The sequence below is a fragment of the Streptomyces sp. NPDC056452 genome, from assembly GCF_042796085.1.
Taxonomy (GTDB): domain Bacteria; phylum Actinomycetota; class Actinomycetes; order Streptomycetales; family Streptomycetaceae; genus Streptomyces.
In genome coordinates, this window is sequence record NZ_JBHTRI010000013.1 from 79,874 (window position 1) to 106,275 (window position 26,402).

General features: G+C 67.8%; 38 protein-coding genes. 34 read left to right on the forward strand and 4 right to left on the reverse strand.

Annotated elements, in window-relative coordinates; genetic code table 11:
* Positions 1-124: 124 nt before the first annotated feature.
* Together ACFQ6X_RS15450 and ACFQ6X_RS15455 are read right to left on the reverse strand one after the other, a co-directional pair.
* A complete protein-coding gene (locus ACFQ6X_RS15450; RefSeq protein ID WP_383181828.1) occupies positions 125-2,143 on the reverse strand; it encodes a PIG-L family deacetylase in 2,019 nt (672 codons plus the stop codon).
* 180 nt (positions 2,144-2,323) lie between these two features.
* Positions 2,324-2,782 carry a GNAT family N-acetyltransferase gene (locus ACFQ6X_RS15455; RefSeq protein WP_383181603.1) on the reverse strand — a complete coding sequence of 153 codons (459 nt, stop codon included), beginning with the start codon at positions 2,780-2,782 and terminating at the stop codon, positions 2,324-2,326.
* Between the two features lie 447 nt (positions 2,783-3,229).
* Between ACFQ6X_RS15455 and rpsJ the strand changes: the two genes are divergently transcribed.
* The 31 genes from rpsJ to truA all read left to right on the forward strand — a co-directional run bounded on the left by rpsJ (position 3,230) and on the right by truA (position 20,592).
* Positions 3,230-3,538: a 30S ribosomal protein S10 gene (rpsJ, locus tag ACFQ6X_RS15460; RefSeq protein ID WP_003948644.1), complete on the forward strand. Its 309-nt coding sequence runs from the start codon at positions 3,230-3,232 to the stop codon at positions 3,536-3,538.
* A 14-nt stretch (positions 3,539-3,552) separates the two neighbouring features.
* Positions 3,553-4,197, forward strand: a complete 645-nt coding sequence (gene rplC, locus ACFQ6X_RS15465; RefSeq protein ID WP_328905321.1) for a 50S ribosomal protein L3 — start codon at positions 3,553-3,555, stop codon at positions 4,195-4,197.
* 4 nt (positions 4,198-4,201) lie between these two features.
* The gene (gene rplD / locus ACFQ6X_RS15470) at positions 4,202-4,852 is read left to right on the forward strand and encodes a 50S ribosomal protein L4 (RefSeq protein ID WP_351176419.1); all 651 of its coding nucleotides are present in this window, start codon (positions 4,202-4,204) and stop codon (positions 4,850-4,852) included.
* Complete coding sequence (gene rplW, locus ACFQ6X_RS15475; protein WP_031096361.1) at positions 4,852-5,190, forward strand: 50S ribosomal protein L23; 339 nt, start codon at positions 4,852-4,854, stop codon at positions 5,188-5,190. The genes rplD and rplW overlap by 1 nt, the downstream gene beginning before the upstream one ends.
* Positions 5,191-5,229: 39 nt before the next feature.
* On the forward strand, positions 5,230-6,066 hold the full coding sequence (rplB, locus tag ACFQ6X_RS15480) for a 50S ribosomal protein L2 (protein ID WP_031096363.1): 837 nt from the start codon (positions 5,230-5,232) through the stop codon (positions 6,064-6,066).
* A gap of 12 nt (positions 6,067-6,078) precedes the next feature.
* A complete protein-coding gene (gene rpsS, locus ACFQ6X_RS15485) occupies positions 6,079-6,360 on the forward strand; it encodes a 30S ribosomal protein S19 (RefSeq protein ID WP_023539342.1) in 282 nt (93 codons plus the stop codon).
* A gap of 42 nt (positions 6,361-6,402) precedes the next feature.
* Positions 6,403-6,750 (forward strand): 50S ribosomal protein L22, encoded by a 348-nt coding sequence (gene rplV, locus ACFQ6X_RS15490; protein ID WP_026290933.1) that lies wholly within the window; start codon positions 6,403-6,405, stop codon positions 6,748-6,750.
* Positions 6,750-7,586 (forward strand): 30S ribosomal protein S3, encoded by an 837-nt coding sequence (gene rpsC, locus ACFQ6X_RS15495; protein WP_014047784.1) that lies wholly within the window; start codon positions 6,750-6,752, stop codon positions 7,584-7,586. Before rplV ends, rpsC begins: the two co-directional genes overlap by 1 nt.
* A gap of 5 nt (positions 7,587-7,591) precedes the next feature.
* The gene (gene rplP, locus ACFQ6X_RS15500; protein WP_014047785.1) at positions 7,592-8,011 is read left to right on the forward strand and encodes a 50S ribosomal protein L16; all 420 of its coding nucleotides are present in this window, start codon (positions 7,592-7,594) and stop codon (positions 8,009-8,011) included.
* Complete coding sequence (gene rpmC, locus ACFQ6X_RS15505) at positions 8,011-8,235, forward strand: 50S ribosomal protein L29 (RefSeq protein ID WP_014047786.1); 225 nt, start codon at positions 8,011-8,013, stop codon at positions 8,233-8,235. The genes rplP and rpmC overlap by 1 nt, the downstream gene beginning before the upstream one ends.
* Positions 8,235-8,519: a 30S ribosomal protein S17 gene (gene rpsQ, locus ACFQ6X_RS15510; RefSeq protein WP_073718385.1), complete on the forward strand. Its 285-nt coding sequence runs from the start codon at positions 8,235-8,237 to the stop codon at positions 8,517-8,519. The genes rpmC and rpsQ overlap by 1 nt, the downstream gene beginning before the upstream one ends.
* 100 nt (positions 8,520-8,619) lie before the next feature.
* Positions 8,620-8,988 (forward strand): 50S ribosomal protein L14, encoded by a 369-nt coding sequence (gene rplN, locus ACFQ6X_RS15515; RefSeq protein WP_003966950.1) that lies wholly within the window; start codon positions 8,620-8,622, stop codon positions 8,986-8,988.
* A gap of 2 nt (positions 8,989-8,990) precedes the next feature.
* Positions 8,991-9,314, forward strand: a complete 324-nt coding sequence (gene rplX / locus ACFQ6X_RS15520; protein ID WP_014047788.1) for a 50S ribosomal protein L24 — start codon at positions 8,991-8,993, stop codon at positions 9,312-9,314.
* Positions 9,314-9,871: a 50S ribosomal protein L5 gene (gene rplE / locus ACFQ6X_RS15525; RefSeq protein ID WP_018101220.1), complete on the forward strand. Its 558-nt coding sequence runs from the start codon at positions 9,314-9,316 to the stop codon at positions 9,869-9,871. The genes rplX and rplE overlap by 1 nt, the downstream gene beginning before the upstream one ends.
* A 2-nt stretch (positions 9,872-9,873) precedes the next feature.
* The gene (locus ACFQ6X_RS15530) at positions 9,874-10,059 is read left to right on the forward strand and encodes a type Z 30S ribosomal protein S14 (protein WP_003948630.1); all 186 of its coding nucleotides are present in this window, start codon (positions 9,874-9,876) and stop codon (positions 10,057-10,059) included.
* Between the two features lie 223 nt (positions 10,060-10,282).
* Entirely contained in the window at positions 10,283-10,681 is a 399-nt protein-coding gene (gene rpsH, locus ACFQ6X_RS15535) for a 30S ribosomal protein S8 (RefSeq protein ID WP_014154584.1), read from the forward strand.
* Positions 10,682-10,702: 21 nt separating this feature from the next.
* The gene (gene rplF, locus ACFQ6X_RS15540; protein ID WP_383181614.1) at positions 10,703-11,242 is read left to right on the forward strand and encodes a 50S ribosomal protein L6; all 540 of its coding nucleotides are present in this window, start codon (positions 10,703-10,705) and stop codon (positions 11,240-11,242) included.
* 3 nt (positions 11,243-11,245) lie between these two features.
* Complete coding sequence (rplR, locus tag ACFQ6X_RS15545; protein ID WP_328905327.1) at positions 11,246-11,629, forward strand: 50S ribosomal protein L18; 384 nt, start codon at positions 11,246-11,248, stop codon at positions 11,627-11,629.
* Between the two features lie 47 nt (positions 11,630-11,676).
* Positions 11,677-12,282: a 30S ribosomal protein S5 gene (gene rpsE, locus ACFQ6X_RS15550; protein ID WP_056796577.1), complete on the forward strand. Its 606-nt coding sequence runs from the start codon at positions 11,677-11,679 to the stop codon at positions 12,280-12,282.
* On the forward strand, positions 12,282-12,464 hold the full coding sequence (gene rpmD / locus ACFQ6X_RS15555) for a 50S ribosomal protein L30 (protein WP_018550611.1): 183 nt from the start codon (positions 12,282-12,284) through the stop codon (positions 12,462-12,464). The genes rpsE and rpmD overlap by 1 nt, the downstream gene beginning before the upstream one ends.
* A 1-nt stretch (position 12,465) precedes the next feature.
* Positions 12,466-12,921 carry a 50S ribosomal protein L15 gene (rplO, locus tag ACFQ6X_RS15560; protein ID WP_014047794.1) on the forward strand — a complete coding sequence of 152 codons (456 nt, stop codon included), beginning with the start codon at positions 12,466-12,468 and terminating at the stop codon, positions 12,919-12,921.
* A gap of 224 nt (positions 12,922-13,145) precedes the next feature.
* Entirely contained in the window at positions 13,146-14,465 is a 1,320-nt protein-coding gene (gene secY, locus ACFQ6X_RS15565) for a preprotein translocase subunit SecY (RefSeq protein ID WP_329208290.1), read from the forward strand.
* Positions 14,465-15,124 carry an adenylate kinase gene (locus ACFQ6X_RS15570; protein ID WP_383181620.1) on the forward strand — a complete coding sequence of 220 codons (660 nt, stop codon included), beginning with the start codon at positions 14,465-14,467 and terminating at the stop codon, positions 15,122-15,124. The genes secY and ACFQ6X_RS15570 overlap by 1 nt, the downstream gene beginning before the upstream one ends.
* 122 nt (positions 15,125-15,246) lie before the next feature.
* A complete protein-coding gene (gene map / locus ACFQ6X_RS15575; protein ID WP_329208286.1) occupies positions 15,247-16,083 on the forward strand; it encodes a type I methionyl aminopeptidase in 837 nt (278 codons plus the stop codon).
* A gap of 200 nt (positions 16,084-16,283) precedes the next feature.
* Positions 16,284-16,505 carry a translation initiation factor IF-1 gene (gene infA / locus ACFQ6X_RS15580; protein WP_003956442.1) on the forward strand — a complete coding sequence of 74 codons (222 nt, stop codon included), beginning with the start codon at positions 16,284-16,286 and terminating at the stop codon, positions 16,503-16,505.
* A 61-nt stretch (positions 16,506-16,566) separates the two neighbouring features.
* Positions 16,567-16,680, forward strand: coding sequence for a 50S ribosomal protein L36 (gene rpmJ / locus ACFQ6X_RS15585; protein WP_003956441.1), 114 nt, complete (start codon positions 16,567-16,569; stop codon positions 16,678-16,680).
* Between the two features lie 197 nt (positions 16,681-16,877).
* A complete protein-coding gene (gene rpsM / locus ACFQ6X_RS15590) occupies positions 16,878-17,258 on the forward strand; it encodes a 30S ribosomal protein S13 (protein WP_307125430.1) in 381 nt (126 codons plus the stop codon).
* Between the two features lie 104 nt (positions 17,259-17,362).
* Positions 17,363-17,767, forward strand: a complete 405-nt coding sequence (rpsK, locus tag ACFQ6X_RS15595; protein WP_003956432.1) for a 30S ribosomal protein S11 — start codon at positions 17,363-17,365, stop codon at positions 17,765-17,767.
* Positions 17,768-17,903: 136 nt separating this feature from the next.
* On the forward strand, positions 17,904-18,926 hold the full coding sequence (locus tag ACFQ6X_RS15600) for a DNA-directed RNA polymerase subunit alpha (protein WP_003966937.1): 1,023 nt from the start codon (positions 17,904-17,906) through the stop codon (positions 18,924-18,926).
* A 226-nt stretch (positions 18,927-19,152) separates the two neighbouring features.
* Positions 19,153-19,659 carry a 50S ribosomal protein L17 gene (gene rplQ, locus ACFQ6X_RS15605; protein WP_056796563.1) on the forward strand — a complete coding sequence of 169 codons (507 nt, stop codon included), beginning with the start codon at positions 19,153-19,155 and terminating at the stop codon, positions 19,657-19,659.
* Between the two features lie 78 nt (positions 19,660-19,737).
* Positions 19,738-20,592 carry a tRNA pseudouridine(38-40) synthase TruA gene (gene truA / locus ACFQ6X_RS15610; protein ID WP_383181627.1) on the forward strand — a complete coding sequence of 285 codons (855 nt, stop codon included), beginning with the start codon at positions 19,738-19,740 and terminating at the stop codon, positions 20,590-20,592.
* Here the strand turns inward: truA and ACFQ6X_RS15615 are convergent.
* Positions 20,561-22,450, reverse strand: coding sequence for a hypothetical protein (locus ACFQ6X_RS15615; protein ID WP_383181630.1), 1,890 nt, complete (start codon positions 22,448-22,450; stop codon positions 20,561-20,563). The genes truA and ACFQ6X_RS15615 overlap by 32 nt on opposite strands.
* Before the next feature lie 63 nt (positions 22,451-22,513).
* Positions 22,514-23,365, reverse strand: a complete 852-nt coding sequence (locus ACFQ6X_RS15620) for a hypothetical protein (RefSeq protein WP_383181633.1) — start codon at positions 23,363-23,365, stop codon at positions 22,514-22,516.
* 67 nt (positions 23,366-23,432) lie between these two features.
* On the opposite strand from ACFQ6X_RS15620, the gene ACFQ6X_RS15625 reads away from it, so the two are divergent.
* The 3 genes from ACFQ6X_RS15625 to rpsI all read left to right on the forward strand — a co-directional run bounded on the left by ACFQ6X_RS15625 (position 23,433) and on the right by rpsI (position 26,295).
* Complete coding sequence (locus tag ACFQ6X_RS15625; RefSeq protein WP_383181636.1) at positions 23,433-25,052, forward strand: ABC-F family ATP-binding cassette domain-containing protein; 1,620 nt, start codon at positions 23,433-23,435, stop codon at positions 25,050-25,052.
* A gap of 226 nt (positions 25,053-25,278) precedes the next feature.
* Positions 25,279-25,722 carry a 50S ribosomal protein L13 gene (gene rplM, locus ACFQ6X_RS15630; protein ID WP_031096418.1) on the forward strand — a complete coding sequence of 148 codons (444 nt, stop codon included), beginning with the start codon at positions 25,279-25,281 and terminating at the stop codon, positions 25,720-25,722.
* Between the two features lie 45 nt (positions 25,723-25,767).
* The gene (gene rpsI, locus ACFQ6X_RS15635; protein WP_329208277.1) at positions 25,768-26,295 is read left to right on the forward strand and encodes a 30S ribosomal protein S9; all 528 of its coding nucleotides are present in this window, start codon (positions 25,768-25,770) and stop codon (positions 26,293-26,295) included.
* Positions 26,296-26,402 lie beyond the last annotated feature (107 nt).

The window sequence follows — 26,402 nt, forward strand, 5'->3', positions numbered from 1 at the left end:
TTACTTGATCGTCTGACCTGGTAGCTCCGCACAGAGCACCAAGAAGGGCCCCGGCCCGCCGCGCAAGCGGTGGACCGGGGCCCTTCGGCATGCCCGGGACTCCGTGAACGGCCGGCCTGTCGGCCTACGGCCGCCAGACCCACGGCACGGCGTCCGGTCCCAGTCCCACCACCGCGGTGCGCCCGTCCGCGCCGAGGTGGAGCGCGGTTCCGTCGAGGGCCGCGGGCCCCCGGGTCCGCACGGAGAGGCCCCCGCCGGTGCGGAGCTGGATCAGGCCCTCCTCGGTGCGGCCGAGCAGCACAGGGCCGAGCGGGGTGGAGGCGGCGGCCACGGGGCCGTACCCGTCGAAGTCGCGGCGGTCCACGGCGGCCCCCGCCCGTACCGCGGTCAGTCGGGACGACGCCCGGGCCCGGTAGAACAGCTCCACGGACCCGTCGGCGGCCACGAGCGCGGTCGGCGGGTCTCCGGGCACGGGCGCCCCGGTGAGCTCGGCGCGGGCGGTCAGTCCGTCGCCGGGTGCGTCCTGGGTCCAGTGGTGCACGGCGTGACGGCCGGCCGCGTGGACGTGGACACGGCCCGCTCCGTCCACCACCGTGCTCAGCCCGTCCTGGAACGGGCCGCCGCCCAGGTCCCGCCAGCCGCTCCACCGGCCCGCCGCGTCGCGCACCCGGGTGCTGAGGCCCTTCTCGGCGTTCCTCACGAAGAGGTGGACCCGTCCGTCGGGGGCCGCGACGGCCACCGGGACACCGATGCGGCGCCCGTGGTCCTGCCCCCGGGAGGGGTTGCCGAGGCCCCGCCAGGCACGGAAGCCGCCGCCGGGGGAGCGCTGCTCCAGCAGCACGATCTCGCGCTCGTTGTCGCTGCCGTGGCCGCCGAGCGCGGCGAAGCGCAGCCCGAGGAGCAGCTGCCTGCCGTCGGGCAGCACCGCCGAGCCCAGGGCAGGGGCGAGCGGGCCGCCGCCGAGGTCGTCCGGTGCGTCCCAGACCCCGCTGCCGGGCGCGCTCTCGCGCCACCGGACCGCGCGCAGCCCCAGTACCCCGTACGCGACGAGCCGCCCGTCCGGCTCGGCGGCGACGGCGGGCCGGGCGCCCGGGTAGCGGTGGTGGGTGGAGCGGACCCAGCCCTTCCTGTTGGTCAGGGGGCGGTCGCCGCCGACGTTGTAGTCCCCGCACCCGGACGGATTGCCGCACTCCCAGTCCGGGGACCCGCCGTACGGCACGAGGTGGCCGGCCTTCTCAGCCAGCACACCGGGCGGCAGGTTCTTGGGCCAGTGCCGGTTGTAGTACCCGCGGAACGAGGTGACGGCGAAGCCGGGCACGGCACCGCCGTCCCCCGTGGACCGGGCCACCCAGCGGATCATCGCCGCCCAGGCGAAGCAGCCGGCCGCCGTGTGGTCGGCGTGGTCGGAGTAGCCGCGCTGCTCGCTGTCCCGCCGGCGGACCGCCTCGGGGCTGTGCTGGATGTCCGGGTCGGGGTCCAGGGTGTGGACGACGGTCGGCCGGTACCGCTCCAGCAGTCCGGAGAGGACGTCGACGAGACCCTCGTACGTGTAGGAACCGGCCCTGCGCAGCGGTGAGTCGGCGGCGACGACGGTACGCAGGACGAGATGGCGGTCCCGCCAGAGGCTCGGCAGCCCGAGACGGCCGTGCGAGGTGTGCATGGCGGTGTTGAGGAAGATCAGCTCGACCCGGCGCGCGCCGTTCGCGAGGACGTTGATCTCGGCCCGGTGGCGGCCGTGCAGGGTGACGACGGACCGCTGCCAGGGAGTGAACCTGTCGAGCCCGAGGAGGGCCGCGTACGCCTGTCGGAGGCCCTGGTGGCGTGAGGAGGAGTACGCGGCCCTGTCCGGGGCGGGCCGCCCGGCACCGGGGATCCTGTTGACGCCGTCGGCCTCGCCCGCCGTGAGATAGACGCAGACCAGGGGCGTCCCGGCGTCGAGCAGCTGCCGGGTGTCCGGGTTCATGAAGTACAGGTCGTCGTCCGGGTGGGCGAGTATCTGCATCAGCAGGGCCCGCCGCGCACTGCTGATCGGGAAGCCCGGGGCGGGGTTCGGTGTGGGGTTGCGGCGCCGGGGGGCCGGTACGGAGCAGGCGCTGAGGGCGGCCGTCGCGGTGGCCGCCAACAGGGCGGTGCGCCGGGGCACCCCTCTTCCGGGCAGGGCAGGTCGATCCGTCACGCCGCGCACTCCGTCCGCTTCCGCTTCCCCCGCAGCGGACGCGTGGGCGGTCCTGTGCTGCGTACTGCCAACTCGGCGCAGGTCAGGGTCGGTCGGCCCGGTCCTGCGGGGGGATAGACGGAGATGCGCGCGGGCAGGTTGCCCCGGTCAGGTCCTCGGTGCGCGGACCATGAAGACGTCGACGGGGTCCTCGTCCTCCAGGACGAAGCCGTGGCGCTCGTACAGACGCCTGGCCGCGCTGCCCTGGAGCACGTTCAGCCGGACGGTGGTGCCCTCGGCGTCCGTACGGTCCAGGAGCGCGCGCAGGACCGCGGAGCCGAGCCCGCGGCCCTGGAGGGCGGGGGAGAGGTAGAAGTGCTCCAGCCAGTGACCGCCCTGCTGCGGGCGCAGGGCGACACAGCCCGCGAAGGCCCCGTCGGCCTCCACGACCGAGGTGTGCGCGGGGACGTAGGCGTCCCGCAGGCGCTGTCGTACGCGATGGTCGTCGTAGCGGCCCAGACGCTCCAGGTCGGGGCGCATCACGGCCGCCCGGAGCTCCACGATCGTCTCGAGGTCCCGCAGGTCAGCGGGCCGCAGCGTCCAGGCAGGGGCCGTGTTCGTATCCACGGGGAGAGTTTTGCAGGAGGGGTACGGGGGCCCGGTGGCAGCCCCGGGCGTGCCCGCGTTTGACCATCCGACCACGGGGGGTAAGATCCTCCGCCCGATTGGCCAGGCCTGCGACCCGTATGGCACACTAGCCAGGTTGCTCGGTTGAGTGTCAATGCTGCGCGCCTCCCGCCGGGAGGACCGGAAGCGAGTCCCACAGTACTCGTCGACCCCATGCGGGTCGGACGTACGGGAATCTTTCGGGAAGTTCAGCAGGGCGCAGACCAGGCACCCGGTGGGTGTTTCGCCCCCGGCCGCGAGGTCTCAGGCCCGCACCCCCTTGGTTGGGATTTCCTTCGGGAGATTTTCGTAGAGGGGATGCGACACGCCCGACCGCGTGGGTCGGAGGTGGAGTCCTTAGAACTCCCGGGTTCCAGAGCGTTATGAGAGACAGGACTACTAGTAGCCATGGCGGGACAGAAGATCCGCATCCGGCTCAAGGCCTACGACCACGAGGTCATCGACTCCTCGGCGAAGAAGATCGTCGAGACGGTGACCCGCACTGGTGCGTCGGTCGCAGGCCCGGTGCCGCTGCCCACTGAGAAGAACGTGTACTGCGTCATCAAGTCGCCGCACAAGTACAAGGACTCTCGCGAGCACTTCGAGATGCGCACGCACAAGCGCCTCATCGACATTCTCGACCCCACGCCGAAGACGGTTGACTCGCTGATGCGCCTCGACCTGCCGGCTGGCGTCGACATCGAGATCAAGCTCTGAGGGGACGGGCCGAGATGAGCAAGAACATCAAGGGCGTCCTGGGCGAGAAGCTCGGCATGACCCAGGTCTGGGACGAGAACAACCGGGTTGTCCCGGTGACCGTCGTCAAGGCCGGTCCGTGCGTCGTGACGCAGGTCCGCACCAACGACAGCGACGGCTACGAGTCGGTCCAGATCGCCTTCGGCGAGATCGACCCGCGCAAGGTGAACAAGCCCCTCAAGGGCCACTTCGCCAAGGCCGACGTGACCCCGCGCCGCCACCTGGTGGAGCTCCGCACCCCTGACTCCAGCGAGTACACGCTGGGCCAGGAGATCACTGCCGAGGTGTTCGAGTCCGGCGTCAAGGTTGACGTCACGGGCAAGAGCAAGGGCAAGGGCTTCGCCGGTGTCATGAAGCGTCACAACTTCAAGGGCCTCGGCGCCGGCCACGGCGTCCAGCGCAAGCACCGTTCCCCCGGTTCGATCGGTGGCTGCGCCACCCCTGGGCGTGTCTTCAAGGGCATGCGCATGGCCGGCCGGATGGGTAACGAGCGCGTCACCACCCAGAACCTGACCATCCACGCGGTTGACGCGGAGAAGGGTCTGCTCCTCATCAAGGGCGCAGTCCCCGGTCCGAACGGCGGCCTCGTCCTGGTCCGTACCGCGGCCAAGGGGGCTTGAGGTAATGAGCACCATTGACATCCTTTCGCCGGCAGGCGACAAGGCCGGTACCGTCGAGCTCCCCGCGGAGATCTTCGACGCGAAGACCAGCGTTCCGCTGATCCACCAGGTCGTTGTCGCACAGCTGGCAGCTGCCCGTCAGGGCACGCACTCGACCAAGCGCCGCGGTGAAGTCCGCGGTGGTGGCCGTAAGCCTTACCGCCAGAAGGGCACCGGCCGCGCCCGCCAGGGTTCGACCCGCGCGCCGCAGTTCGCGGGCGGTGGCGTCGTCCACGGCCCCAAGCCGCGTGACTACTCGCAGCGCACCCCGAAGAAGATGAAGGCCGCCGCCCTGCGTGGTGCCCTCTCCGACCGGGCGCGTCACTCCCGCATCCACGTCATCACCGGCGTGGTCGAGGGTGGAGTTTCCACGAAGGCCGCCAAGACGCTGTTCGGCAAGATCTCGGAGCGCAGCAACCTGCTCCTGGTCGTCGACCGCGCCGACGAGGCCGCGTGGCTGTCCGCACGCAACCTGCCCCAGGTGCACATCCTGGAGCCGGGCCAGCTGAACACGTACGACGTGATCGTCTCTGACGACGTGGTCTTCACTCAGGCCGCTTTCGAGTCCTTCGTGTCTGGCCCCCAGACCGCTGAGACCGAAGGGAGCGACGCCTGATGAGCGAGGCGACCGTTACCAGCTCGACCATCACGAGCAAGACCTACTCGGACCCGCGCGACGTTCTCGTCAAGCCGGTTGTGTCCGAGAAGAGCTACGCGCTGCTCGACGAGAACAAGTACACGTTCATCGTCGCGCCGGGCTCCAACAAGACCCAGATCAAGCAGGCCGTGGAAGCGGTCTTCTCGGTCAAGGTCACCGGGGTCAACACGATCAACCGGCAGGGCAAGCGCAAGCGGACCAAGACCGGCTTCGGCAAGCGCGCTGACACCAAGCGCGCCATCGTGACCCTCGCCGAGGGCGACCGTATCGACATCTTCGGCGGCCCGACCTCCTGACGGAGGTCGAGTCGTCCGGAATCGGACGAGGACTGAGAAATGGGTATCCGCAAGTACAAGCCGACGACCCCGGGCCGTCGTGGCTCCAGCGTCGCCGACTTTGTCGAGATCACGCGGTCCACGCCGGAGAAGTCGCTGGTCCGCCCCCTGCACAGCAAGGGCGGCCGTAACAACGCCGGTCGTGTGACCGTTCGCCACCAGGGCGGTGGCCACAAGCGCGCCTACCGAGTGATCGACTTCCGTCGTCACGACAAGGACGGCGTGCCGGCCAAGGTCGCGCACATCGAGTACGACCCGAACCGCACTGCGCGCATCGCGCTGCTGCACTACGCGGACGGCGAGAAGCGTTACATCGTCGCTCCCCGTGGTCTGTCGCAGGGTGACCGCATCGAGAACGGGCCGACCGCAGACATCAAGCCGGGCAACAACCTGGCGCTGCGCAACATCCCGGTCGGTACGACCATCCACGCCATCGAGCTGCGGCCCGGCGGCGGCGCGAAGTTCGCCCGTTCCGCGGGTGCCTCCGTGCAGCTGCTGGCGAAGGAGGGCACGATGGCCCACCTTCGTATGCCTTCCGGAGAGATCCGGCTGGTCGACGCCCGCTGCCGCGCCACCATCGGTGAGGTCGGCAACGCCGAGCAGTCGAACATCAACTGGGGCAAGGCCGGCCGTATGCGCTGGAAGGGCGTACGCCCGACCGTCCGCGGTGTCGCGATGAACCCGGTTGACCACCCGCACGGTGGTGGTGAAGGCAAGACCTCCGGTGGACGTCACCCGGTCTCGCCGTGGGGTCAGAAGGAGGGTCGTACTCGCTCGCCGAAGAAGGCATCGAGCAAGTACATCGTCCGCCGCCGCAAGACGAACAAGAAGCGCTAGGAGCGGGTTTAGATGCCGCGCAGTCTCAAGAAGGGGCCCTTCGTCGACGGCCACCTCATCAAGAAGGTGGACGTACAGAACGAGGCAGGCACCAAGAACGTCATCAAGACCTGGTCCCGTCGCTCGATGATCATCCCGGCCATGCTGGGCCACACCATCGCGGTGCACAACGGCAAGATCCACGTCCCGGTGTTCGTCACCGAGTCGATGGTCGGCCACAAGCTCGGCGAGTTCTCGCCGACTCGCACCTTCCGCGGCCACGTCAAGGACGACCGGAAGTCGAAGCGCCGCTAGCGCGGGGTGGAAACGACTATGACTCACACCGAAGGGACAACCATGGAAGCCAGGGCCCAGGCGCGGTACATCCGCGTCACGCCCATGAAGGCCCGCCGAGTGGTGGACCTCATCCGTGGCATGGATGCCACGGAGGCTCAGGCGGTCCTGCGTTTCGCCCCGCAGGCCGCGAGCGTGCCGGTTGGCAAGGTGCTTGACAGCGCCATCGCCAACGCTGCACACAACTACGACCACCCTGACGCCTCTTCGCTGGTCATCAGCGAGGCGTACGTGGACGAGGGCCCGACCCTGAAGCGGTTCCGTCCGCGTGCTCAGGGCCGTGCCTACCGGATCCGTAAGCGGACCAGCCACATCACCGTGGTCGTCAGCAGCAAGGAAGGAACCCGGTAATGGGCCAGAAGGTTAACCCGCATGGGTTCCGGCTCGGCATTACCACGGACTTCAAGTCCCGTTGGTACGCCGACAAGCTGTACAAGGACTACGTCAAGGAAGACGTTGCCATTCGTCGCATGATGACGAAGGGCATGGAGCGTGCCGGTATCTCGAAGGTTGAGATCGAGCGCACCCGCGACCGCGTCCGCGTTGACATCCACACCGCCCGCCCGGGCATCGTCATCGGTCGCCGTGGCGCCGAGGCCGACCGCATCCGTGGCGAGCTGGAGAAGCTGACCGGCAAGCAGGTCCAGCTGAACATCCTCGAGGTCAAGAACCCCGAGGTGGACGCTCAGCTGGTGGCCCAGGCCGTCGCCGAGCAGCTCTCCTCCCGCGTCTCCTTCCGTCGTGCCATGCGTAAGAGCATGCAGAGCACGATGAAGGCCGGCGCAAAGGGCATCAAGATCCAGTGCGGTGGCCGCCTCGGCGGCGCCGAGATGTCCCGCTCGGAGTTCTACCGCGAGGGCCGCGTGCCCCTGCACACGCTCCGTGCGAACGTCGACTACGGCTTCTTCGAGGCCAAGACGACCTTCGGCCGCATCGGCGTGAAGGTCTGGATCTACAAGGGCGACGTCAAGAACATCGCCGAGGTCCGCGCCGAGAACGCAGCGGCTCGCGCCGGCAACCGTCCGGCTCGTGGCGGCGCTGACCGCCCGGCCGGCCGTGGTGGCCGTGGTGGCGAGCGTGGCGGTCGCGGCCGCAAGCCGCAGCAGTCCGCGCCGGCAGCAGAGGCCCCCAAGGCCGACGCTCCCGCCGCCGCTGCTCCGGCTGAGAGCACCGGAACGGAGGCCTGACCGAAATGCTGATCCCCCGTAGGGTCAAGCACCGCAAGCAGCACCACCCGAAGCGCAGCGGTATGTCCAAGGGTGGCACGCAGGTTGCGTTCGGCGAGTACGGCATCCAGGCGCTGACCCCGGCGTACGTGACGAACCGCCAGATCGAGGCAGCTCGTATCGCGATGACCCGCCACATCAAGCGTGGCGGCAAGGTCTGGATCAACATCTACCCGGACCGCCCCCTGACGAAGAAGCCTGCCGAGACCCGCATGGGTTCCGGTAAGGGTTCTCCCGAGTGGTGGATCGCGAACGTCAAGCCCGGTCGGGTGATGTTCGAGCTGTCCTACCCGAACGAGAAGATTGCTCGTGAGGCGCTCACCCGCGCTGCTCACAAGCTTCCGATGAAGTGCCGGATCGTTCGGCGCGAGGCAGGTGAGTCGTGATGTCGGCCGGTACCAAGGCGTCCGAGCTGCGCGAGCTGGGCAACGAGGAGCTCCTCAACAAGCTCCGCGAGGCCAAGGAAGAGCTGTTCAACCTCCGCTTCCAGGCGGCGACGGGGCAGCTCGAGAACCACGGTCGGCTCAAGTCCGTCCGTAAGGACATCGCCCGGATCTACACCCTGATGCGCGAGCGCGAGCTGGGCATCGAGACGGTGGAGAGCGTCTGATGAGCGAGAAGACTGTGACTGAGACCAACACTGACCGCGGTTTCCGCAAGACCCGTGAGGGTCTGGTCGTCAGCGACAAGATGGACAAGACCGTCGTCGTCGCTGTCGAGGACCGCGTCAAGCACGCGCTGTACGGCAAGGTCATCCGCCGTACGAACAAGCTCAAGGCCCACGACGAGCAGAACGCTGCAGGCGTCGGCGACCGCGTCATCATCATGGAGACGCGTCCGCTGTCCGCTTCGAAGCGCTGGCGCATCGTCGAGATCCTCGAGAAGGCCAAGTAATTCCTGAAGGGCTTCCCCCTCAGGCAAGTTCCGCCAGGCTCGGCGGGGGCTCCTTCACCGGAGCCCCCGCCGGGAACCGGCAGACGATCAGGAGATAGACGTGATCCAGCAGGAGTCGCGACTGCGCGTCGCCGACAACACGGGTGCGAAGGAAATTCTCACCATCCGTGTTCTCGGTGGCTCGGGTCGCCGCTACGCGGGCATCGGTGACGTCATCGTCGCCACCGTCAAGGACGCGATCCCCGGTGGCAACGTGAAGAAGGGTGACGTCGTCAAGGCCGTCATCGTTCGCACCGTCAAGGAGCGTCGTCGTCAGGATGGCTCGTACATCCGCTTCGACGAGAACGCCGCTGTCATTCTCAAGAACGACGGCGACCCCCGCGGCACCCGTATCTTCGGCCCCGTGGGCCGAGAGCTGCGCGAGAAGAAGTTCATGAAGATCATCTCGCTCGCGCCGGAGGTGCTGTAAGCATGAAGATCAAGAAGGGCGACCTGGTTCAGGTCATCACCGGTAAGGACAAGGGCAAGCAGGGCAAGGTCATCGTTGCCTTCCCCGCTCAGGACCGCGTCCTCGTCGAGGGTGTCAACCGGGTCAAGAAGCACACCAAGGCCGGTCAGACGGCTCGCGGCTCGCAGACGGGTGGCATTGTCACCACCGAGGCCCCGATTCACGTCAGCAACGTTCAGCTGGTCGTGGAGAAGGACGGCAACAAGGTCGTCACCCGCGTCGGCTACCGCTTTGACGACGAGGGCAAGAAGATCCGCGTTGCCAAGCGGACCGGTGAGGACATCTGATGACGACCACCACTGCGCCGCGTCTCAAGACGCGCTACCGCGAGGAAATCGCCGGCAAGCTGCGTGAGGAGTTCTCGTACGAGAACGTCATGCAGATCCCCGGTCTGGTCAAGATCGTGGTCAACATGGGTGTGGGCGACGCCGCCCGCGACTCCAAGCTGATCGACGGTGCCGTCAAGGACCTCACCACGATCACCGGTCAGAAGCCGGCCGTCACCAAGGCCCGCAAGTCGATCGCGCAGTTCAAGCTGCGCGAGGGGCAGCCGATCGGCTGCCACGTCACCCTCCGTGGTGACCGCATGTGGGAGTTCCTGGACCGTACGCTGTCGCTCGCGCTTCCGCGTATCCGTGACTTCCGTGGCCTGTCGCCGAAGCAGTTCGACGGCCGTGGCAACTACACCTTCGGTCTCACGGAGCAGGTCATGTTCCACGAGATCGACCAGGACAAGATCGACCGGGTCCGGGGCATGGACATCACCGTGGTCACCACGGCGACCAACGACGACGAGGGTCGTGCCCTGCTTCGTCACCTCGGCTTCCCGTTCAAGGAGAACTGACCGTGGCGAAGAAGGCTCTGATCGCTAAGGCCGCCCGTAAGCCGAAGTTCGGCGTGCGCGGGTACACCCGCTGCCAGCGCTGCGGCCGGCCCCACTCCGTCTACCGCAAGTTCGGCCTGTGCCGCGTGTGCCTTCGTGAGATGGCTCACCGTGGCGAGCTGCCGGGCGTGACCAAGAGCTCCTGGTAATTCTCCTTCGCCCTTTGGGCGTTGGGAGGACCAGAAAGCTCTCGGTAAGTATCTGGTCGGCAGGAGCCCCGCTCTTCATGCCGTAGGCTTGAAGGGTTGGGCGCCTGCCGCCCTGACCGACTTACTACGCCGTAGGTCCCCGCACCGCACCCGTCCCGCCACTGAGTGGGGAGAGGGATGGCGCATACAGGAAACCCCGGCGAGAGAGGCCGAAGGCCAACTCATGACCATGACTGATCCCATCGCAGACATGCTCACGCGTCTGCGTAACGCGAACTCGGCGTATCACGACGATGTCGCAATGCCGCACAGCAAGATCAAGTCGCACATCGCGGAGATCCTCCAGCAGGAGGGCTTCATCACCGGCTGGAAGGTCGAGGACGCCGAGGTCGGTAAGAGCCTCGTTCTCGAGCTGAAGTTCGGGCCGAACCGCGAGCGTTCGATTGCCGGCATCAAGCGCATTTCGAAGCCGGGTCTGCGTGTATACGCAAAGTCCACCAATCTGCCGAAGGTTCTCGGCGGCCTGGGCGTGGCGATCATCTCCACGTCCCACGGTCTCCTGACCGGCCAGCAGGCCAGCAAGAAGGGCGTAGGTGGGGAAGTCCTCGCCTACGTCTGGTAGTCGGGAACGGAGGAATAGCTCATGTCGCGAATCGGCAAGCTCCCCATCCAGGTTCCCGCCGGTGTGGACGTCACCATCGATGGCCGCACGGTCGCGGTGAAGGGCCCCAAGGGTTCCCTCTCGCACACCGTTGCCGCGCCGATCGAGGTCACCAAGGGTGAGGACGGCGTGCTCAACGTCGTCCGCCCTAACGACGAGCGTCAGAACAAGGCCCTTCACGGCCTGTCCCGCACGCTGGTGGCGAACATGATCACCGGCGTGACCTCGGGATACAGCAAGGCGCTCGAGATCAGCGGTGTCGGTTACCGGGTCCAGGCGAAGGGCTCCAACCTGGAGTTCGCCCTGGGCTACAGCCACCCGATCCTCATCGAGGCTCCGGAAGGCATCACCTTCAAGGTCGAGTCGCCCACGAAGTTCAGTGTCGAGGGCATCGACAAGCAGAAGGTCGGCGAGGTCTCCGCGAAGATCCGCAAGCTGCGGAAGCCCGACCCGTACAAGGCCAAGGGCGTCAAGTACGCCGGCGAGGTTATCCGCCGCAAGGTCGGAAAGGCGGGTAAGTAAGCCATGGCATACGGTGTAAAGATCGCCAAGGGTGACGCCTACAAGCGTGCCGCCCTCAAGCGCCGCCACATCCGCGTCCGCAAGCACATCTCCGGTTCGCCGGAGCGGCCGCGCCTGGTTGTGACGCGTTCCAACCGCCACATGGTGGCTCAGGTCATCGACGACGTCGCGGGCCACACGCTCGCTTCGGCATCGACCCTGGACGCTTCCATCCGTGGTGGCGAGGGTGACAAGAGCACCCTGGCCAAGCAGGTCGGGGCCCTGGTCGCCGAGCGCGCCAAGGCCGCAGGCGTCGAGGCCGTCGTGTTTGACCGCGGTGGTAACCAGTACGCCGGGCGGATTGCCGCTCTGGCTGACGCCGCCCGTGAAGCCGGGCTGAAGTTCTAAGCCCCGGTTCCTACGCACAGCGGACGTAACAGAGAGAGGTAATTCCAATGGCTGGACCCCAGCGCCGCGGAAGCGGTGCCGGTGGCGGCGAGCGGCGGGACCGGAAGGGCCGTGACGGTGGCGCCAGCGCCGCCGAGAAGACCGCGTACGTCGAGCGCGTCGTCGCGATCAACCGCGTCGCCAAGGTTGTGAAGGGTGGTCGTCGCTTCAGCTTCACCGCGCTGGTCGTGGTGGGCGATGGTGACGGTACCGTCGGTGTCGGATACGGCAAGGCCAAGGAAGTTCCCGCGGCCATCGCCAAGGGCGTTGAAGAGGCCAAGAAGAGCTTCTTCAAGGTTCCGCGTATCCAGGGCACCATCCCTCACCCGATCCAGGGCGAGAAGGCTGCGGGCGTTGTCCTGCTCAAGCCTGCTTCCCCCGGTACCGGTGTGATCGCGGGTGGCCCGGTGCGCGCCGTTCTGGAGTGCGCCGGCGTTCACGACATCCTGTCGAAGTCGCTCGGTTCTTCGAACCCGATCAACATCGTGCACGCGACCGTGGCGGCCCTCCAGGGCCTGCAGCGTCCCGAGGAGATCGCGGCTCGCCGTGGTCTGCCCCTCGAGGACGTCGCCCCCGCGGCTCTGCTTCGTGCACGTGCGGGAGCGGGTGCGTAATGGCTCGCCTCAAGATCACGCAGACGAAGTCGTACATCGGCAGCAAGCAGAACCACCGCGACACCCTGCGTTCGCTCGGGCTCAAGCGCCTGCACGACGTAGTTGTCAAGGAGGACCGCCCCGAGTTCCGCGGAATGGTTCACACCGTCCGCCACCTCGTGACGGTTGAGGAGGTTGACTGATATGGCGGAGAACAGCCCGCTGAAGGCCCACAACCTCCGGCCTGCCCCGGGCGCCAAGACCGCCAAGACCCGTGTGGGTCGTGGTGAGGCGTCCAAGGGTAAGACCGCAGGCCGTGGTACCAAGGGTACGAAGGCTCGTTACCAGGTTCCGGAGCGCTTCGAGGGTGGCCAGATGCCCCTCCACATGCGTCTCCCGAAGCTCAAGGGCTTCAAGAACCCGTTCCGCACGGAGTACCAGGTCGTGAACCTGGACAAGCTCGCGACGCTCTACCCCGAGGGTGGAGAGGTCACGGTGGCCGATCTGGTCGCCAAGGGCGCTGTGCGCAACAACCACCTCGTCAAGGTCCTCGGACAGGGCGAGATCTCCGTGGCACTGCAGGTTTCGGTTGACGCCGTTTCCGGCTCCGCCAAGGAGAAGATTGCCGCCGCCGGCGGCACCGTCACCGAACTCGTCTGAGACAACACGGACAATTCGGTGGTCTGAACATCCGACCGGGGATGCCTCTCATATGGGGCATCCCCGGTTGGTCGTTCCTAGGGGGGCATGTCCGCCGGTAAGGTGGCGTCCACTGTTGCTGTGGTAAGCCCTGGGCAAGCGCCCGGGGACCATTGACTGTTACCTAATCGTCGATCCTCAAGACCGTCACCTCTACGCATTGCGCGGGGGTCGCAGGAGGCACCGTGCTCACCGCGTTCGCCCGGGCGTTCAAGACGCCCGACCTGCGCAAGAAGCTGCTCTTCACGCTCGGCATCATCGTGCTCTACCGTCTCGGGGCGCACATTCCCGTACCCGGGGTGAGCTACGAGAACGTCCAGATTTGTGTTGACCAGGCAAGTAAGGGCAATAACAGCCTCTTCGGCCTGGTGAACATGTTCAGCGGTGGTGCACTGCTGCAGATCACGATCTTCGCGCTCGGCATCATGCCGTACATCACGGCCAGCATCATTCTTCAGCTGCTGACCGTCGTCATCCCCCGACTGGAAGCCCTCAAGAAGGAGGGGCAGTCGGGCCAGGCAAAGATCACGCAGTACACGCGTTATCTGACCGTGGCGCTGGCGATCCTCCAGGGCACCGGCCTGGTGGCAACTGCCCGCAGCGGGGCGCTGTTCAGCGGCTGCCCCGTCGCCGACCAGATCGTCCCCAACCAGTCGATCTTCACGACCGTCGTCATGGTGGTCACCATGACCGCCGGAACCGCCGCCGTCATGTGGCTCGGTGAGATCATCACCGACCGCGGCATCGGCAACGGCATGTCGATCCTGATGTTCATCTCGATCGCCGCCAGCTTCCCCGGCGCGCTGTGGGCCATCAAGCAGAGCGGCAAGCTCGCCGACGGCTGGATCGAGTTCATCACCGTCATCCTCATCGGCTTCGTCATGGTCGGCCTCGTCGTCTTCGTCGAGCAGGCCCAGCGACGGGTTCCGGTGCAGTACGCGAAGCGCATGATCGGGCGCCGGTCGTACGGCGGTACGTCCACTTACATCCCGTTGAAGGTGAACCAGGCGGGTGTGATTCCCGTCATCTTCGCTTCTTCGCTGCTCTACATCCCGGCTCTGATCGTCCAGTTCTCCAACTCCACTGCGGGCTGGGCGACCTGGATCCAGGACCACTTCGTCAAGGGTGACCACCCGTACTACATCGCGACGTACTTCCTGTTGATCGTGTTCTTCGCCTTCTTCTATGTGGCGATTTCGTTCAACCCCGAGGAAGTCGCCGACAACATGAAGAAGTATGGTGGCTTCATCCCGGGTATCCGGGCTGGTCGCCCGACCGCCGAGTACCTGAGCTACGTGCTCAACAGGATCACTTGGCCGGGCTCGCTGTATCTGGGTCTGATCGCACTCGTGCCGACGATGGCGTTGGCAGGCTTCGGCGGTGCCAACCAGAACTTCCCGTTCGGCGGGACAAGCATCCTGATCATCGTGGGTGTGGGTCTGGAAACCGTGAAGCAGATCGAGAGTCAGCTCCAGCAGCGCAATTACGAAGGGTTCCTCCGCTGATGCGAATCGTCCTCGTCGGGCCGCCCGGTGCCGGCAAGGGAACGCAGGCTGCGTACCTTGCCAAGAACCTGTCGATTCCGCACATCTCCACGGGCGACCTCTTCCGCGCCAACATCAGCCAGGGCACCGACCTTGGCAAGCAGGCCCGCGCCTTCATGGACGCGGGACAGCTGGTGCCGGACGAAGTCACCATCGGAATGGCCAAGGACCGCATGTCCCAGCCGGACGCCGTGAACGGCTTCCTGCTCGACGGCTTCCCCCGCAACGTGGGGCAGGCCGAGGCGCTTGACGAGATGCTCAGGAGTGAGAGCGTCAAGCTGGACGCGGTGCTCGACCTGGAGGTCCCCGAGGACGAGGTGGTCAAGCGCATCGCGGGCCGCCGCATCTGCCGGAACGAGAGCGCTCACGTCTTTCACGTGACGTACAACCCGCCGAAGACCAGCGGAGTCTGCGACGAGTGCGGCGGCGAGCTGTACCAGCGCGACGACGACAGCGAAGAGACGGTTCGTACCCGGCTCGAGGTCTACCACACGCAGACCGAGCCGATCATCGACTACTACCGGGCCCAGGGCCTGGTCGTCACGATCTCCGCGCTCGGCAAGGTCACCGATGTGACCGAGCGGGCCATGGAGGCTCTCAAGAGCTCCGACGAGGGCTGACGCCCCCGCGTTCCACCACTGCAGCCGGCCGCGGCGCCTCAGGGCGTCGCGGCCTGCTGTTTGCGCCGTATCGTGGAGTACGGCCCCGACCGTCCCCTTCGAACGCAGAGAGGCGCCGAGCAATGGTGCAGATCAAGACCCCCGAGCAGATCGCGAAGATGCGCGAGGCGGGCCTGGTGGTCGCTGCCATTCACGCCGCGACGCGCGAGGCGGCCGTCCCCGGAGCCACCACGAAGGACCTGGACGAGGTCGCACGCAAGGTGATCGCCGATCACGGAGCGAAGTCGAACTTCCTGGGCTACGGCGGATTCCCCGCGACGATCTGCACCTCGGTCAACGAGGTCGTCGTCCACGGCATCCCGGACGAGAAGACCGTCCTCAAGGACGGCGACATCATCTCGATCGACGCCGGCGCGATCATCGACGGCTGGCACGGGGACGCGGCGTACACCGCCTTCGTGGGCACCGGTCACGCTCCGGAGCTCGTCGAGCTCTCCCGGGTGACCGAGGAGTCCATGTGGGCCGGGATCGCCGCGATGAAGCTGAACAACCGGCTCGTGGACATCTCGAAGGCCATCGAGTCCTACATCCGCCGCCAGCCCCGGCCGGCGACCGGCAAGTACGGGATCATCGAGGACTACGGCGGCCACGGCATCGGCACCGAGATGCACATGGACCCGCACCTGCTGAACTACGTCTCCCGCAAGCGCGGCAAGGGCATCAAGCTGGTCCCGGGCGTCTGCCTGGCGATCGAGCCGATGGTCTCGCTGGGTACGGCGCAGACGAAGGTCCTCGCCGACGAGTGGACCGTCCTCACCACGGACGGGAGCTGGTCCTCCCACTGGGAGCACTCGATCGCGCTCACGGAGCAGGGGCCGCTGGTCCTGACGGCACCGGACTGCGGACGCGCGAGGCTGGCGCAGTACGGCGTCGAGGTGGCGCCCGACCCCCTCGGCTGAGCAGCTCACGACGTGTCCCGGCGCCGGTCCGCAAGGACTGCGTCGGGAATACGTGTCTAAGGATCAGTCCCAGTGGGCAAACTTGACGGATTCGTCTTTTGGAGTCCGCTGACGTAGACTGACTCGTCGGCTCTCGTGCATCCGTGTGTCCGCATACGGCGGCCGGAGTCGATCAAGGTAGCCGATTCGAAAGGCGAAGCGTGGCCAAGAAGCAAGGTGCCATCGAAATTGAGGGCACCGTGATCGAGTCCCTCCCGAACGCCATGTTCAAGGTGGAACTCCAGAACGGTCACAAGGTCCTCGCGCACATCAGCGGCAAGATGCGGATGCACTACATCCGTATCCTCCCGGATGACCGGGTCGTGGTGGAGCTGTCTCCGTACGACCTGACGCGTGGCCGGATCGTCTACCGGTACAAGTAGATCTTGCCGCCACCGCTGCTACGGCGCGGTGAGGGCACTGACCCGGAGAACCTGACATCCCATGAAGGTCAAGCCGAGCGTCAAGAAGATCTGCGACAAGTGCAAGGTGATCCGCCGTCACGGCCGGGTCATGGTCATCTGCGACAACCTGCGCCACAAGCAGCGCCAGGGCTGAAGCACGACCACCTGCATCTCGCAGCTCTTCGCGCGACGCACGTAAACGTACATACGCAGTGCCCGTCCAAGCTTCGGCTGACGACACCTCCGGCGGGGGCCGGGGACCCGGACGTACCACCTCTTCCAGCACGGATGAGGTCGGCGTTCGGGAGTGGTACCGCGGAAGACCCCCGAAATAACAACTGGAGCCATTGAATGGCACGCGTTTCAGGTGTTGACATCCCGCGCGAAAAGCGCGTGGAGGTTGCCCTCACCTACGTCTTCGGTATCGGGCGCACCCGGTCCAAGGAGATCCTCGCCACCACCGGCGTGAACCCCAACGCCCGCGTTCGTGACCTGGCCGAAGAGGACCTGGTCAAGATCCGCGAGTACGTGGACGCCAACCTCCGCACCGAGGGTGACCTTCGCCGCGAGATCCAGGGCGACATCCGCCGCAAGATCGAGATCGGCTGCTACCAGGGCATCCGGCACCGTCGCGGTCTGCCGGTCCACGGTCAGCGCACCAGCACCAACGCGCGTACCCGCAAGGGCCCGCGTCGCGCGATCGCCGGTAAGAAGAAGCCGGGCAAGAAGTAGTCCTCAGCGGACGCACTGCGGGTGTCCGGGCCACCGGATCTCGCAGCAACCAGCGGTCTTCGCTGTAGGACCGATCACCTCCCCTCTCCATCTGGAGTCAAGACATGCCCCCCAAGGGTCGTCAGGGCGCAGCCAAGAAGGTGCGTCGCAAGGAAAAGAAGAACGTCGCTCACGGGCACGCGCACATCAAGAGCACGTTCAACAACACCATCGTCTCGATCACGGACCCCTCGGGCAACGTGATCTCCTGGGCCTCCGCCGGCCACGTCGGCTTCAAGGGCTCGCGCAAGTCCACCCCCTTCGCCGCGCAGATGGCCGCCGAGTCGGCCGCCCGCCGCGCGCAGGAGCACGGCATGCGCAAGGTTGACGTCTTCGTGAAGGGTCCGGGCTCCGGCCGCGAGACCGCGATCCGCTCCCTGCAGGCCACGGGCCTCGAGGTCGGTTCGATCCAGGACGTCACCCCGACGCCGCACAACGGCTGCCGTCCGCCGAAGCGTCGTCGCGTCTGATGTTCGACGGCCGGTGACGGCCGTCGGTCAGTAGTGCGGGTCCGGGCGGTATGCCTCTTCGGGGGTGTGCCGCCCGTACCCTTGTTACATCTGTCGGGCATCAAATAGTGGGTGCCCACGACTGAAGGATTCCTTCATGCTTATCGCTCAGCGTCCGTCGCTGACCGAAGAGGTCGTCGACGAGTTCCGCTCCCGGTTCGTGATCGAGCCGCTGGAGCCGGGCTTCGGTTACACCCTCGGCAACTCCCTGCGTCGTACCCTCCTCTCCTCGATCCCCGGTGCCGCTGTCACCAGCATCCGGATCGACGGTGTCCTGCACGAGTTCACCACCGTGCCGGGCGTCAAGGAGGACGTCACCGACCTCATCCTCAACATCAAGCAGCTGGTCGTCTCCTCGGAGCACGACGAGCCGGTCGTGATGTACCTGCGCAAGCAGGGTCCCGGCCTGGTCACCGCTGCTGACATCGCCCCGCCGGCCGGTGTCGAGGTCCACAACCCGGACCTCGTCCTGGCCACGCTGAACGGCAAGGGCAAGCTGGAGATGGAGCTGACCGTCGAGCGCGGTCGCGGCTACGTCTCCGCCGTCCAGAACAAGCAGGTGGGCCAGGAGATCGGCCGGATTCCGGTCGACTCCATCTACTCGCCGGTGCTCAAGGTCACGTACAAGGTCGAGGCGACCCGTGTCGAGCAGCGCACCGACTTCGACAAGCTGATCGTCGACGTCGAGACCAAGCAGGCCATGCGTCCCCGTGACGCCATGGCGTCGGCCGGTAAGACCCTGGTCGAGCTGTTCGGTCTGGCGCGCGAGCTCAACATCGACGCCGAGGGCATCGACATGGGCCCGTCCCCGACGGACGCCGCGCTCGCCGCCGATCTGGCGCTGCCGATCGAGGAGCTCGAGCTCACGGTCCGTTCGTACAACTGCCTCAAGCGCGAGGGCATCCACTCCGTGGGTGAGCTCGTCGCCCGCTCCGAGGCCGACCTGCTCGACATCCGCAACTTCGGTGCGAAGTCGATCGACGAGGTCAAGGCGAAGCTGGCCGGCATGGGCCTGGCGCTCAAGGACAGCCCGCCCGGATTCGACCCGACGGCCGCCGCCGACGCCTTCGGCGCCGACGACGACGCGGACGCCGGTTTCGTGGAGACCGAGCAGTACTGATCCGCCTCCCGGCCGGGGTGCCCGTTTCGACGGGTGCCCCGTGCCGGGGCTGAGGGCTTTGTCCTCAACCTCCCCCAGACTTCGTCCGGGGGGACCCCCGCGGGCTTGATTTTGGGCTGATGCCCGATGCAAGCCTCGGCGAACCAGAACTTCCGTGGGGCAGCCGCCTCGCGGGAACTGACACCGGTACCTGATACGGCCGGTGCAGCACACAAGGAGAAAAACCATGCCTCAGCCCGCCAAGGGTGCCCGTCTGGGCGGCAGCGCTGCGCACGAGAAGCTTCTTCTCATCAACCTTGCGAAGTCGCTGTTCGAGCACGGCCGCATCACCACGACCGAGGCCAAGGCCCGCCGCCTGCGTCCGGTCGCCGAGCGTTTCATCACCAAGGCGAAGAAGGGCGACATCCACAACCGTCGCCTGGTGCTGCAGTCGATCACGGACAAGGGCATCGTGCACACGCTCTTCACCGAGATCGCCCCGCGGTACGAGAACCGCCCCGGTGGCTACACTCGCATCACCAAGATCGGCAACCGTCGTGGCGACAACGCCCCGATGGCGGTCATCGAGCTCGTCGAGGCCCTGACCGTGGCGCAGGCCGCCACCGGTGAGGCCGAGGCTGCGACGAAGCGTGCGGTCAAGGAAGACGCCCTCAAGAAGGACGAGGCTCCGGCCGAGACCGTCGAGGACGCCAAGCCGGCCGACGCCGCTGCTGAGGAGTCCAAGGACGCCTGAGCGTCCTGAGACCCCGGTACGGGTCCGCATCACCCTTCGGGGCGGTGCGGGCCCGTTCTGTTTTGAGAGGATGCGCTGGTGAGTGATGAGGCAGAGCCCGGATTCGTACGGGTACGGCTGGACCTTTCGTACGACGGGAAGGACTTTTCCGGCTGGGCGAAGCAGACCAGCAGGCGCACGGTGCAGGGTGAGATCGAGGACGCGCTGCGGACCGTGACGCGGTCCTCGGTGACGTACGACCTCACGGTCGCCGGGCGCACCGACGCGGGGGTGCACGCGCGCGGCCAGGTGGCGCACGTGGACCTGCCCGCCGAGATGTGGGCCGAGCACGAGGAGAAGCTGCTGCGGCGGATGGCCGGGCGGCTGCCGCTGGATGTTCGGATCTGGCGGGCGGCCGAGGCGCCCGCGGGGTTCAATGCGCGCTTCTCCGCACTGTGGCGCCGCTATGTCTACCGGGTCGCGGACCGGCCCGGCGGGGTGGATCCACTGACCAGGGGTCATGTGCTGTGGCACGACCGGCCGTTGGACATCGACGCGATGAACGAGGCGGCCGCCCTGATGGTCGGTGAGCACGACTTCGCGGCGTACTGCAAGAAGCGTGAGGGCGCCACGACCATCCGGACGCTGCAGAAGCTGTCCTGGGTAAGGGACGCGGAGTCCGGGGTGCTCGGCGCGACGGTGCAGGCCGACGCCTTCTGCCACAACATGGTGCGGGCGCTGATCGGCGCGGCGCTGTTCGTGGGGGACGGGCGCCGTCCGGCGGCGTGGCCGGCCGAGGTGCTGGCGGCGAAGGTGCGCGATCCGGCGGTGCACGTGGTGCGGCCGCACGGGCTGACACTGGAGGAAGTGGCCTACCCGGCGGACGCGTTGCTGGCGGCCAGGGCCGAAGAGGCCCGGAACGTCAGGACGTTGCCGGGGGCGGGCTGCTGCTGATCCGGCGGCGGCGCAGGGCCCGTACCAGCTTGGCCGCGAAGTACACGGCGACGAAGCTGGACATGGTGGAGCGGAACCAGCCGATGTCCGGGGTCCACCAGGCGTAGACCGCCGCCGCGGTGAACAGCAGCAGGCCCAGGACGCGCAGGACCCACCACAGGGGCGGATGGGGCTCGGCCGGGGCCGGGGTCTCGGGGTGGACGCCGTCCTTTGTGGACATCGTGTCCCGCATGCCCGCCAGGAAGCCGCGCCGGGCCAGGACGCGGGCGCCGGGGAGGCCGTCCAGGATCTCCTGCTCGCCGCCGTAGCCCGCGGGCAGGGGCGGGAGGCCCAGGGCCGCGACGAGACCGCTCTGGTGGCGGGCCGGGTCGCCGGTGGCGCGCAGGAGGTGGATCAGCGGGCGGGGGTCGGACAGCCCGTAGACCCGGGCCAGCGCCGCCGCGGTCTCGGCCACCTCGGCGTGGTCCGCGGCCGGGGCCGCCGTCTCCCAGGAGTGGGTGGCCACCTTCCTGCCCCGGTGCAGGAGCGTGAAGCTGCTGCGCTCCGGGGTGCGGTGCAGGACCAGGGCGGGCCAGTCCTCGCCGGTCGTGAAGTTGTCGGCCGCGGAGGTGAGGGGGTCCTCGGGGAGCAGGGCCGCGCGCTTGCCACGTACGGGGTCGGGGACGATCTCGACGTACGTGTGGCCGCTGCCCGCCGGGGCGGTGCGCAGACTGTGGCCGCAGATCAGGGCGGCCTGGGCGACCTCGGTGGGCCCGGTGGCGGCGATGGCCAGCGACCGGGGTGCCAGTTCCCGTTCCCAGTCGGGGATCTCGGAGGCCGGGGGCTTCGGCGGGGAGCGGAAGAAGGGGACCTTCATCGCCAGCTCGACCCGGGTGTCGGAGCGGGCCTCGAGGAACTCGGCGCGGGCGTCGCCGAAGTAGGTCCAGGGGTAGGTGGTGGCGTGCACCCCGATGGAGCGGAAGACGGTGAGGGCTTCCTCGAAGCGGTTCATCGACCACAGGATCATGGCCAGGTGGTTGCGGAAGCCGGCCGCTTCCCGGTCTCCCGGGGCGTAGCTGTCCGACAGTGCCTGCGCACGGGTGACGGCCGCCTCGGCGCGGGGCGTGAACGGGTCGGGGCCCTGCACCTCGTCGTCGGAGATGAGGTACTCCACGACCGCCTGGAGAGGCAGGGCGTGGAGCTTGGAGCCGGGCGGTGCCTGTTCCGCGGAACGCTCGGCGAAGTCGAACATCTCCTCGTGCGAGCCGTACCACTTGTCGCAGAGGTACTGGAGCGCCTGGATGTGGCAGCCCTCGTGGTGCGGGTCGCAGTCGGCCGCCTCGGCGAGGTAGGAGTCGAAGACCTCGCGCGGGGCCTGGATGCCGCGGGCCTGGGTGAGGGCGATGCGCCACGGGACGGGGTCGCCCGGATTGAGCTCGGCGGCCTCGGAGATCACCGGGACGGCGTCCCTCAGGACCGCGTGGAACGCCTGGAACTGGTCGTGCTCGATGTGCTTGGCGCGCGCACCGGTGCGTATCTGCCAGGCCTGGTAGACGTACTGGTCCGCCTTGACCAGTACGGCGTCGGGGTCCTGCGGCGACTCCTCGAGCCAGCTGTCCAGCCAGCCGGGGTGGTGCAGCGAGGCCCGTGCGAGCCGGGAGACACAGGCGTCCCTGCGCTCCCACTGGGCGTGTTCGCGGGTGGCGGCGAGCAGTTCGGCGGCCGGGGCGTGGTCGCCGGCCGCGGCGGCGGCCAGCGCGTCCCGCAGCGAGGGGTCCGGCGCATCGAGGACGACGGCCTCGTCCGGCGGCAGGTCGGCGCCTATCGCGTCGCTGTGGCGCAGGACGCGCGGGATGGTGAACAGGGCGGTCAGACGCACGGCGGCGGGTCCTCGGGGCAGGGGAGGGACGGGACTGGTGCGTGGGGGAGCGGTGGCGCGGTGTCAGGCGGTGGGAGCCCCGGCCGCTGCCGATGCCTGGACCTCGCCCCGGTGGCGGATCTGACGGAACGTGAACTCCGTCAGGTCGTCGCCCACCGCGTACACGTCCTTGCTCGCGGTCGTGACGTTCTTGCCGCTGGTGTAGCCGCCGACGGTGAAGTAGGCGTAGCGCCCGTAGGAGTTGGCGGTGCGGCGGCAGACGGCGCCGGCACGGCAGAACGTGGGGACGCCCGCGCCGCTCAGGGAGGCGATGCCGCCGGACGCCTGCTGGGCCGCCTTCTTCGCCTCGGCCTCGGTGCCGAACACGGCGAGACCGACGGTGACCGCGACGCCGTTGCTGCTGTACGTGGCACGGATGACCTGGTCGCAGCCGTTCGACGTGAGGATCGAGCCGAGGGCGCCCTGGGTGGTCGCGGCGCAGTTGTTCGTGCGGTTCGTCGCGCCCTTGGTGTGGGCGCGGTCGCCCGCCGTGACCTTCTTGCCCGGGAAGAAGGCGTCGACGGTGATCGGTGCCTTGTCCTTCCGGGCGTCGGATATGTAGTCCTTCGGGTCCGGCGGGGGCGGCGGTGCCACCGAGGAGAAGGAGGGCTGCGGCTGCGAGGTGTCCGAGGGCAGGTCGGCGGGTGCGGGCAGGTCGCTCGCGTTCTTGTCCGACCCGGGGCTGCCGGTGTCGTTCGCCGTGACGACGGCCGTGGCCACGATCGCGGCGACGGCGGCGGTCGCCAGTGCGCCGCCCCCGATCAGCAGCCACTTCCTGCGGCGGCTGCGTGCCGCGGACTCGTCGGCCAGTGCTGCCCAGTCCGGAGTCCTGCTGTCTCCCGGCCCCCAGGAGGGCCCCCCTTGCCCAAAGCTCATGCCGCGAATCCTAGAGCCTGCGTAATCCGGTTGGGCCAGGGGTTCGCCGCCCGTGACAATGCTGTGCATGGGACATCTTGAAGCGGGCCACCTGGAGTACTACCTACCGGACGGGCGGGTGCTGCTCGGCGATGCCTCGTTCCGGGTGGCCGACGGGGCCGTCGTCGCCCTCGTCGGAGCGAACGGGGCGGGCAAGACGACGCTCCTGAGGCTGCTCGCCGGGGAGATCCAGCCGCACGGCGGCTCGGTGTCGGTGAGCGGCGGGCTGGGCGTGATGAGCCAGTTCGTGGGCTCCGTGCGGGACGGGCGGACCGTGCGTGACCTGCTGGTGTCCGTCGCCCAGCCGCGTATCAAGGAGGCGGCGAAGGCCGTCGACGTGGCGGAGGAGCGGATCCTCACCGTCGACGACGAGGCCGCGCAGATGGCGTACGCGCAGGCTCTCAGCGACTGGGCCGAGGTGCGCGGGTACGAGGCCGAGACCCTCTGGGACATCTGCACGACGGCCGCGCTCGGGATCCCGTACGAGAAGGCCCAGTGGCGCGAGGTGCGCACACTCAGCGGGGGCGAACAGAAGCGGCTGGTCCTGGAGGCGCTGCTCAGGGGCCCGGACGAGGTGCTGCTCCTGGACGAGCCGGACAACTATCTGGACGTCCCCGGGAAGCGGTGGCTGGAGGAGAGGCTCAAGGAGACCCGCAAGACGGTGCTCTTCGTCTCCCACGACCGGGAGCTGCTGTCGCGGGCCGCCGAGAAGATCGTGAGCGTGGAGCCCGGCGCGGCCGGCTCGGACGTCTGGGTGCACGGTGCCGGCTTCGCCACGTACCACCAGGCACGCAAGGAGCGGTTCGCGCGCTTCGAGGAGCTCCTGCGGCGCTGGGAGGAGGAGCACGCCCGGCTGAAGGCGCTCGTCCTGCGGATGCGGCAGCAGGCGGCGAACAGTCCCGACATGGCGAACCGCTACCACGCGATGCAGACCCGCTTCAAGAAGTTCGAGGACGCGGGCCCGCCGCCGGAGCCGCCGCGCGAGCAGGACATCAAGATGCGGCTGCGCGGCGGCCGGACCGGGGTGCGGGCTGTGACCTGCAAGAACCTGGAGCTGACCGGTCTCATGAAGCCGTTCGACCTGGAGATCTACTACGGGGAGCGGGTCGCCGTCCTCGGCTCCAACGGGTCGGGGAAGTCGCACTTCCTGCGGCTGCTGGCGGGGGAGCCGGTGGCGCACACCGGGGAGTGGAAGCTCGGGGCGCGGGTCGTGCCGGGGCACTTCGCCCAGACGCACGCCCACCCGGAGCTGCTGGGCAGGACGCTCGTCGACATCCTGTGGACGGAGCACGCCAAGGACCGGGGCGGGGCCATGTCCGTACTGCGGCGGTACGAGATGGAGCGGCAGGGGGACCAGGCCTTCGAGAGGCTGTCCGGCGGGCAGCAGGCGCGGTTCCAGATCCTGCTGCTGGAGCTGGCCGGCACCACGGCGCTCCTGCTGGACGAGCCGACGGACAACCTGGACCTGGAGTCGGCGGAGGCCCTGCAGGACGGGCTGGAGATGTACGACGGGACGGTGATGGCCGTCACGCACGACCGCTGGTTCGCGAAGTCCTTCGACCGGTACCTGGTCTTCGGCTCGGACGGGGTCGTACGGGAGTCCACGGAGCCGGTCTGGGACGAGCGGCGGGTCGAGCGGGTGCGGTAGGGGCGGCGCGTTTTGACCCGTCCGGGGCGGGGCGGGTACTGTCGGGGATTGTTATGCGTATTGGCTTCGTCGTTCTCACGCGAAGGGCCCTTACGTAGGTTCCCTGGAGCAGTTACCAGTGGCTCGCATACGGGCAGCGTCCCCGGCATTGTGAGCCCCAGCTGCATATCGCTTCAGGGGTGCCGTGTGTCTGGACCCCATCCACTGAAGAAGCGAAGGCTACGAAGTGCGTACGTACAGCCCCAAGCCCGGCGATGTCACTCGCCAGTGGCACATCATTGACGCCGAGGACATCGTCCTGGGCCGTCTGGCCACCACGGCTGCGAACCTTCTCCGAGGCAAGCACAAGGCGATCTACGCCCCCCACATGGACATGGGCGACTTCGTCATCATCATCAACGCCGAGAAGGTTCACCTCTCCGGCAACAAGAAGACCCAGAAGATGGCGTACCGCCACTCCGGTTTCCCGGGCGGCCTCCGCTCCGTGCGCTACGACGAGCTGCTCTCCAAGAACCCGGAGAAGGCTGTCGAGAAGGCCATCAAGGGCATGATCCCCAAGAACACCCTGGGTCGTCAGATGATCTCGAAGCTGAAGGTCTACGCGGGTGACCAGCACCCGCACGCTGCGCAGCAGCCGGTCCCGTTCGAGATCACCCAGGTCGCGCAGTAGTTCCGGCCTCCCCCCTAAGACGTAAAGAAAGATCTGAGGAGAATCGTGGCCGAGACCACTGTTGAGACGCCCGTCGAGGGCACCGAGGGCGAAGAGACCTTCGCCGAGGTGACCACCTTCGAGTCGGAGGTCCCCGTCGAGGGTGAGTACACCTCCGAGTCGCTCGCTGGCCGCTTCGGCGACCCGCAGCCCGCGGCCGGCCTTGGCCGTCGCAAGAACGCCATCGCCCGCGTCCGGATCGTTCCGGGCACCGGCAAGTGGAAGATCAACGGTCGCACCCTTGAGGACTACTTCCCCAACAAGGTGCACCAGCAGGAAGTCAACGAGCCCTTCAAGGTGCTCGAGCTCGACGGCCGCTACGACGTCATCGCCCGCATCTCGGGTGGCGGCGTCTCCGGTCAGGCCGGCGCCCTGCGCCTCGGCGTGGCCCGCTCGCTGAACGAGGCGGACGTGGACAACAACCGCGCCACGCTGAAGAAGGCCGGCTTCCTCTGCCGTGACGACCGTGCGGTCGAGCGCAAGAAGGCCGGTCTCAAGAAGGCCCGCAAGGCCCCGCAGTACAGCAAGCGCTAAATCGCCTGCTCGTCTGCTTTACACGTTCGCCCCGGCGGCACACCTCGTGCTGCTGGGGCGTTCGTTTATCGGCGCCCGCGGGCGTATAACGGCTTAAGACGTTTATA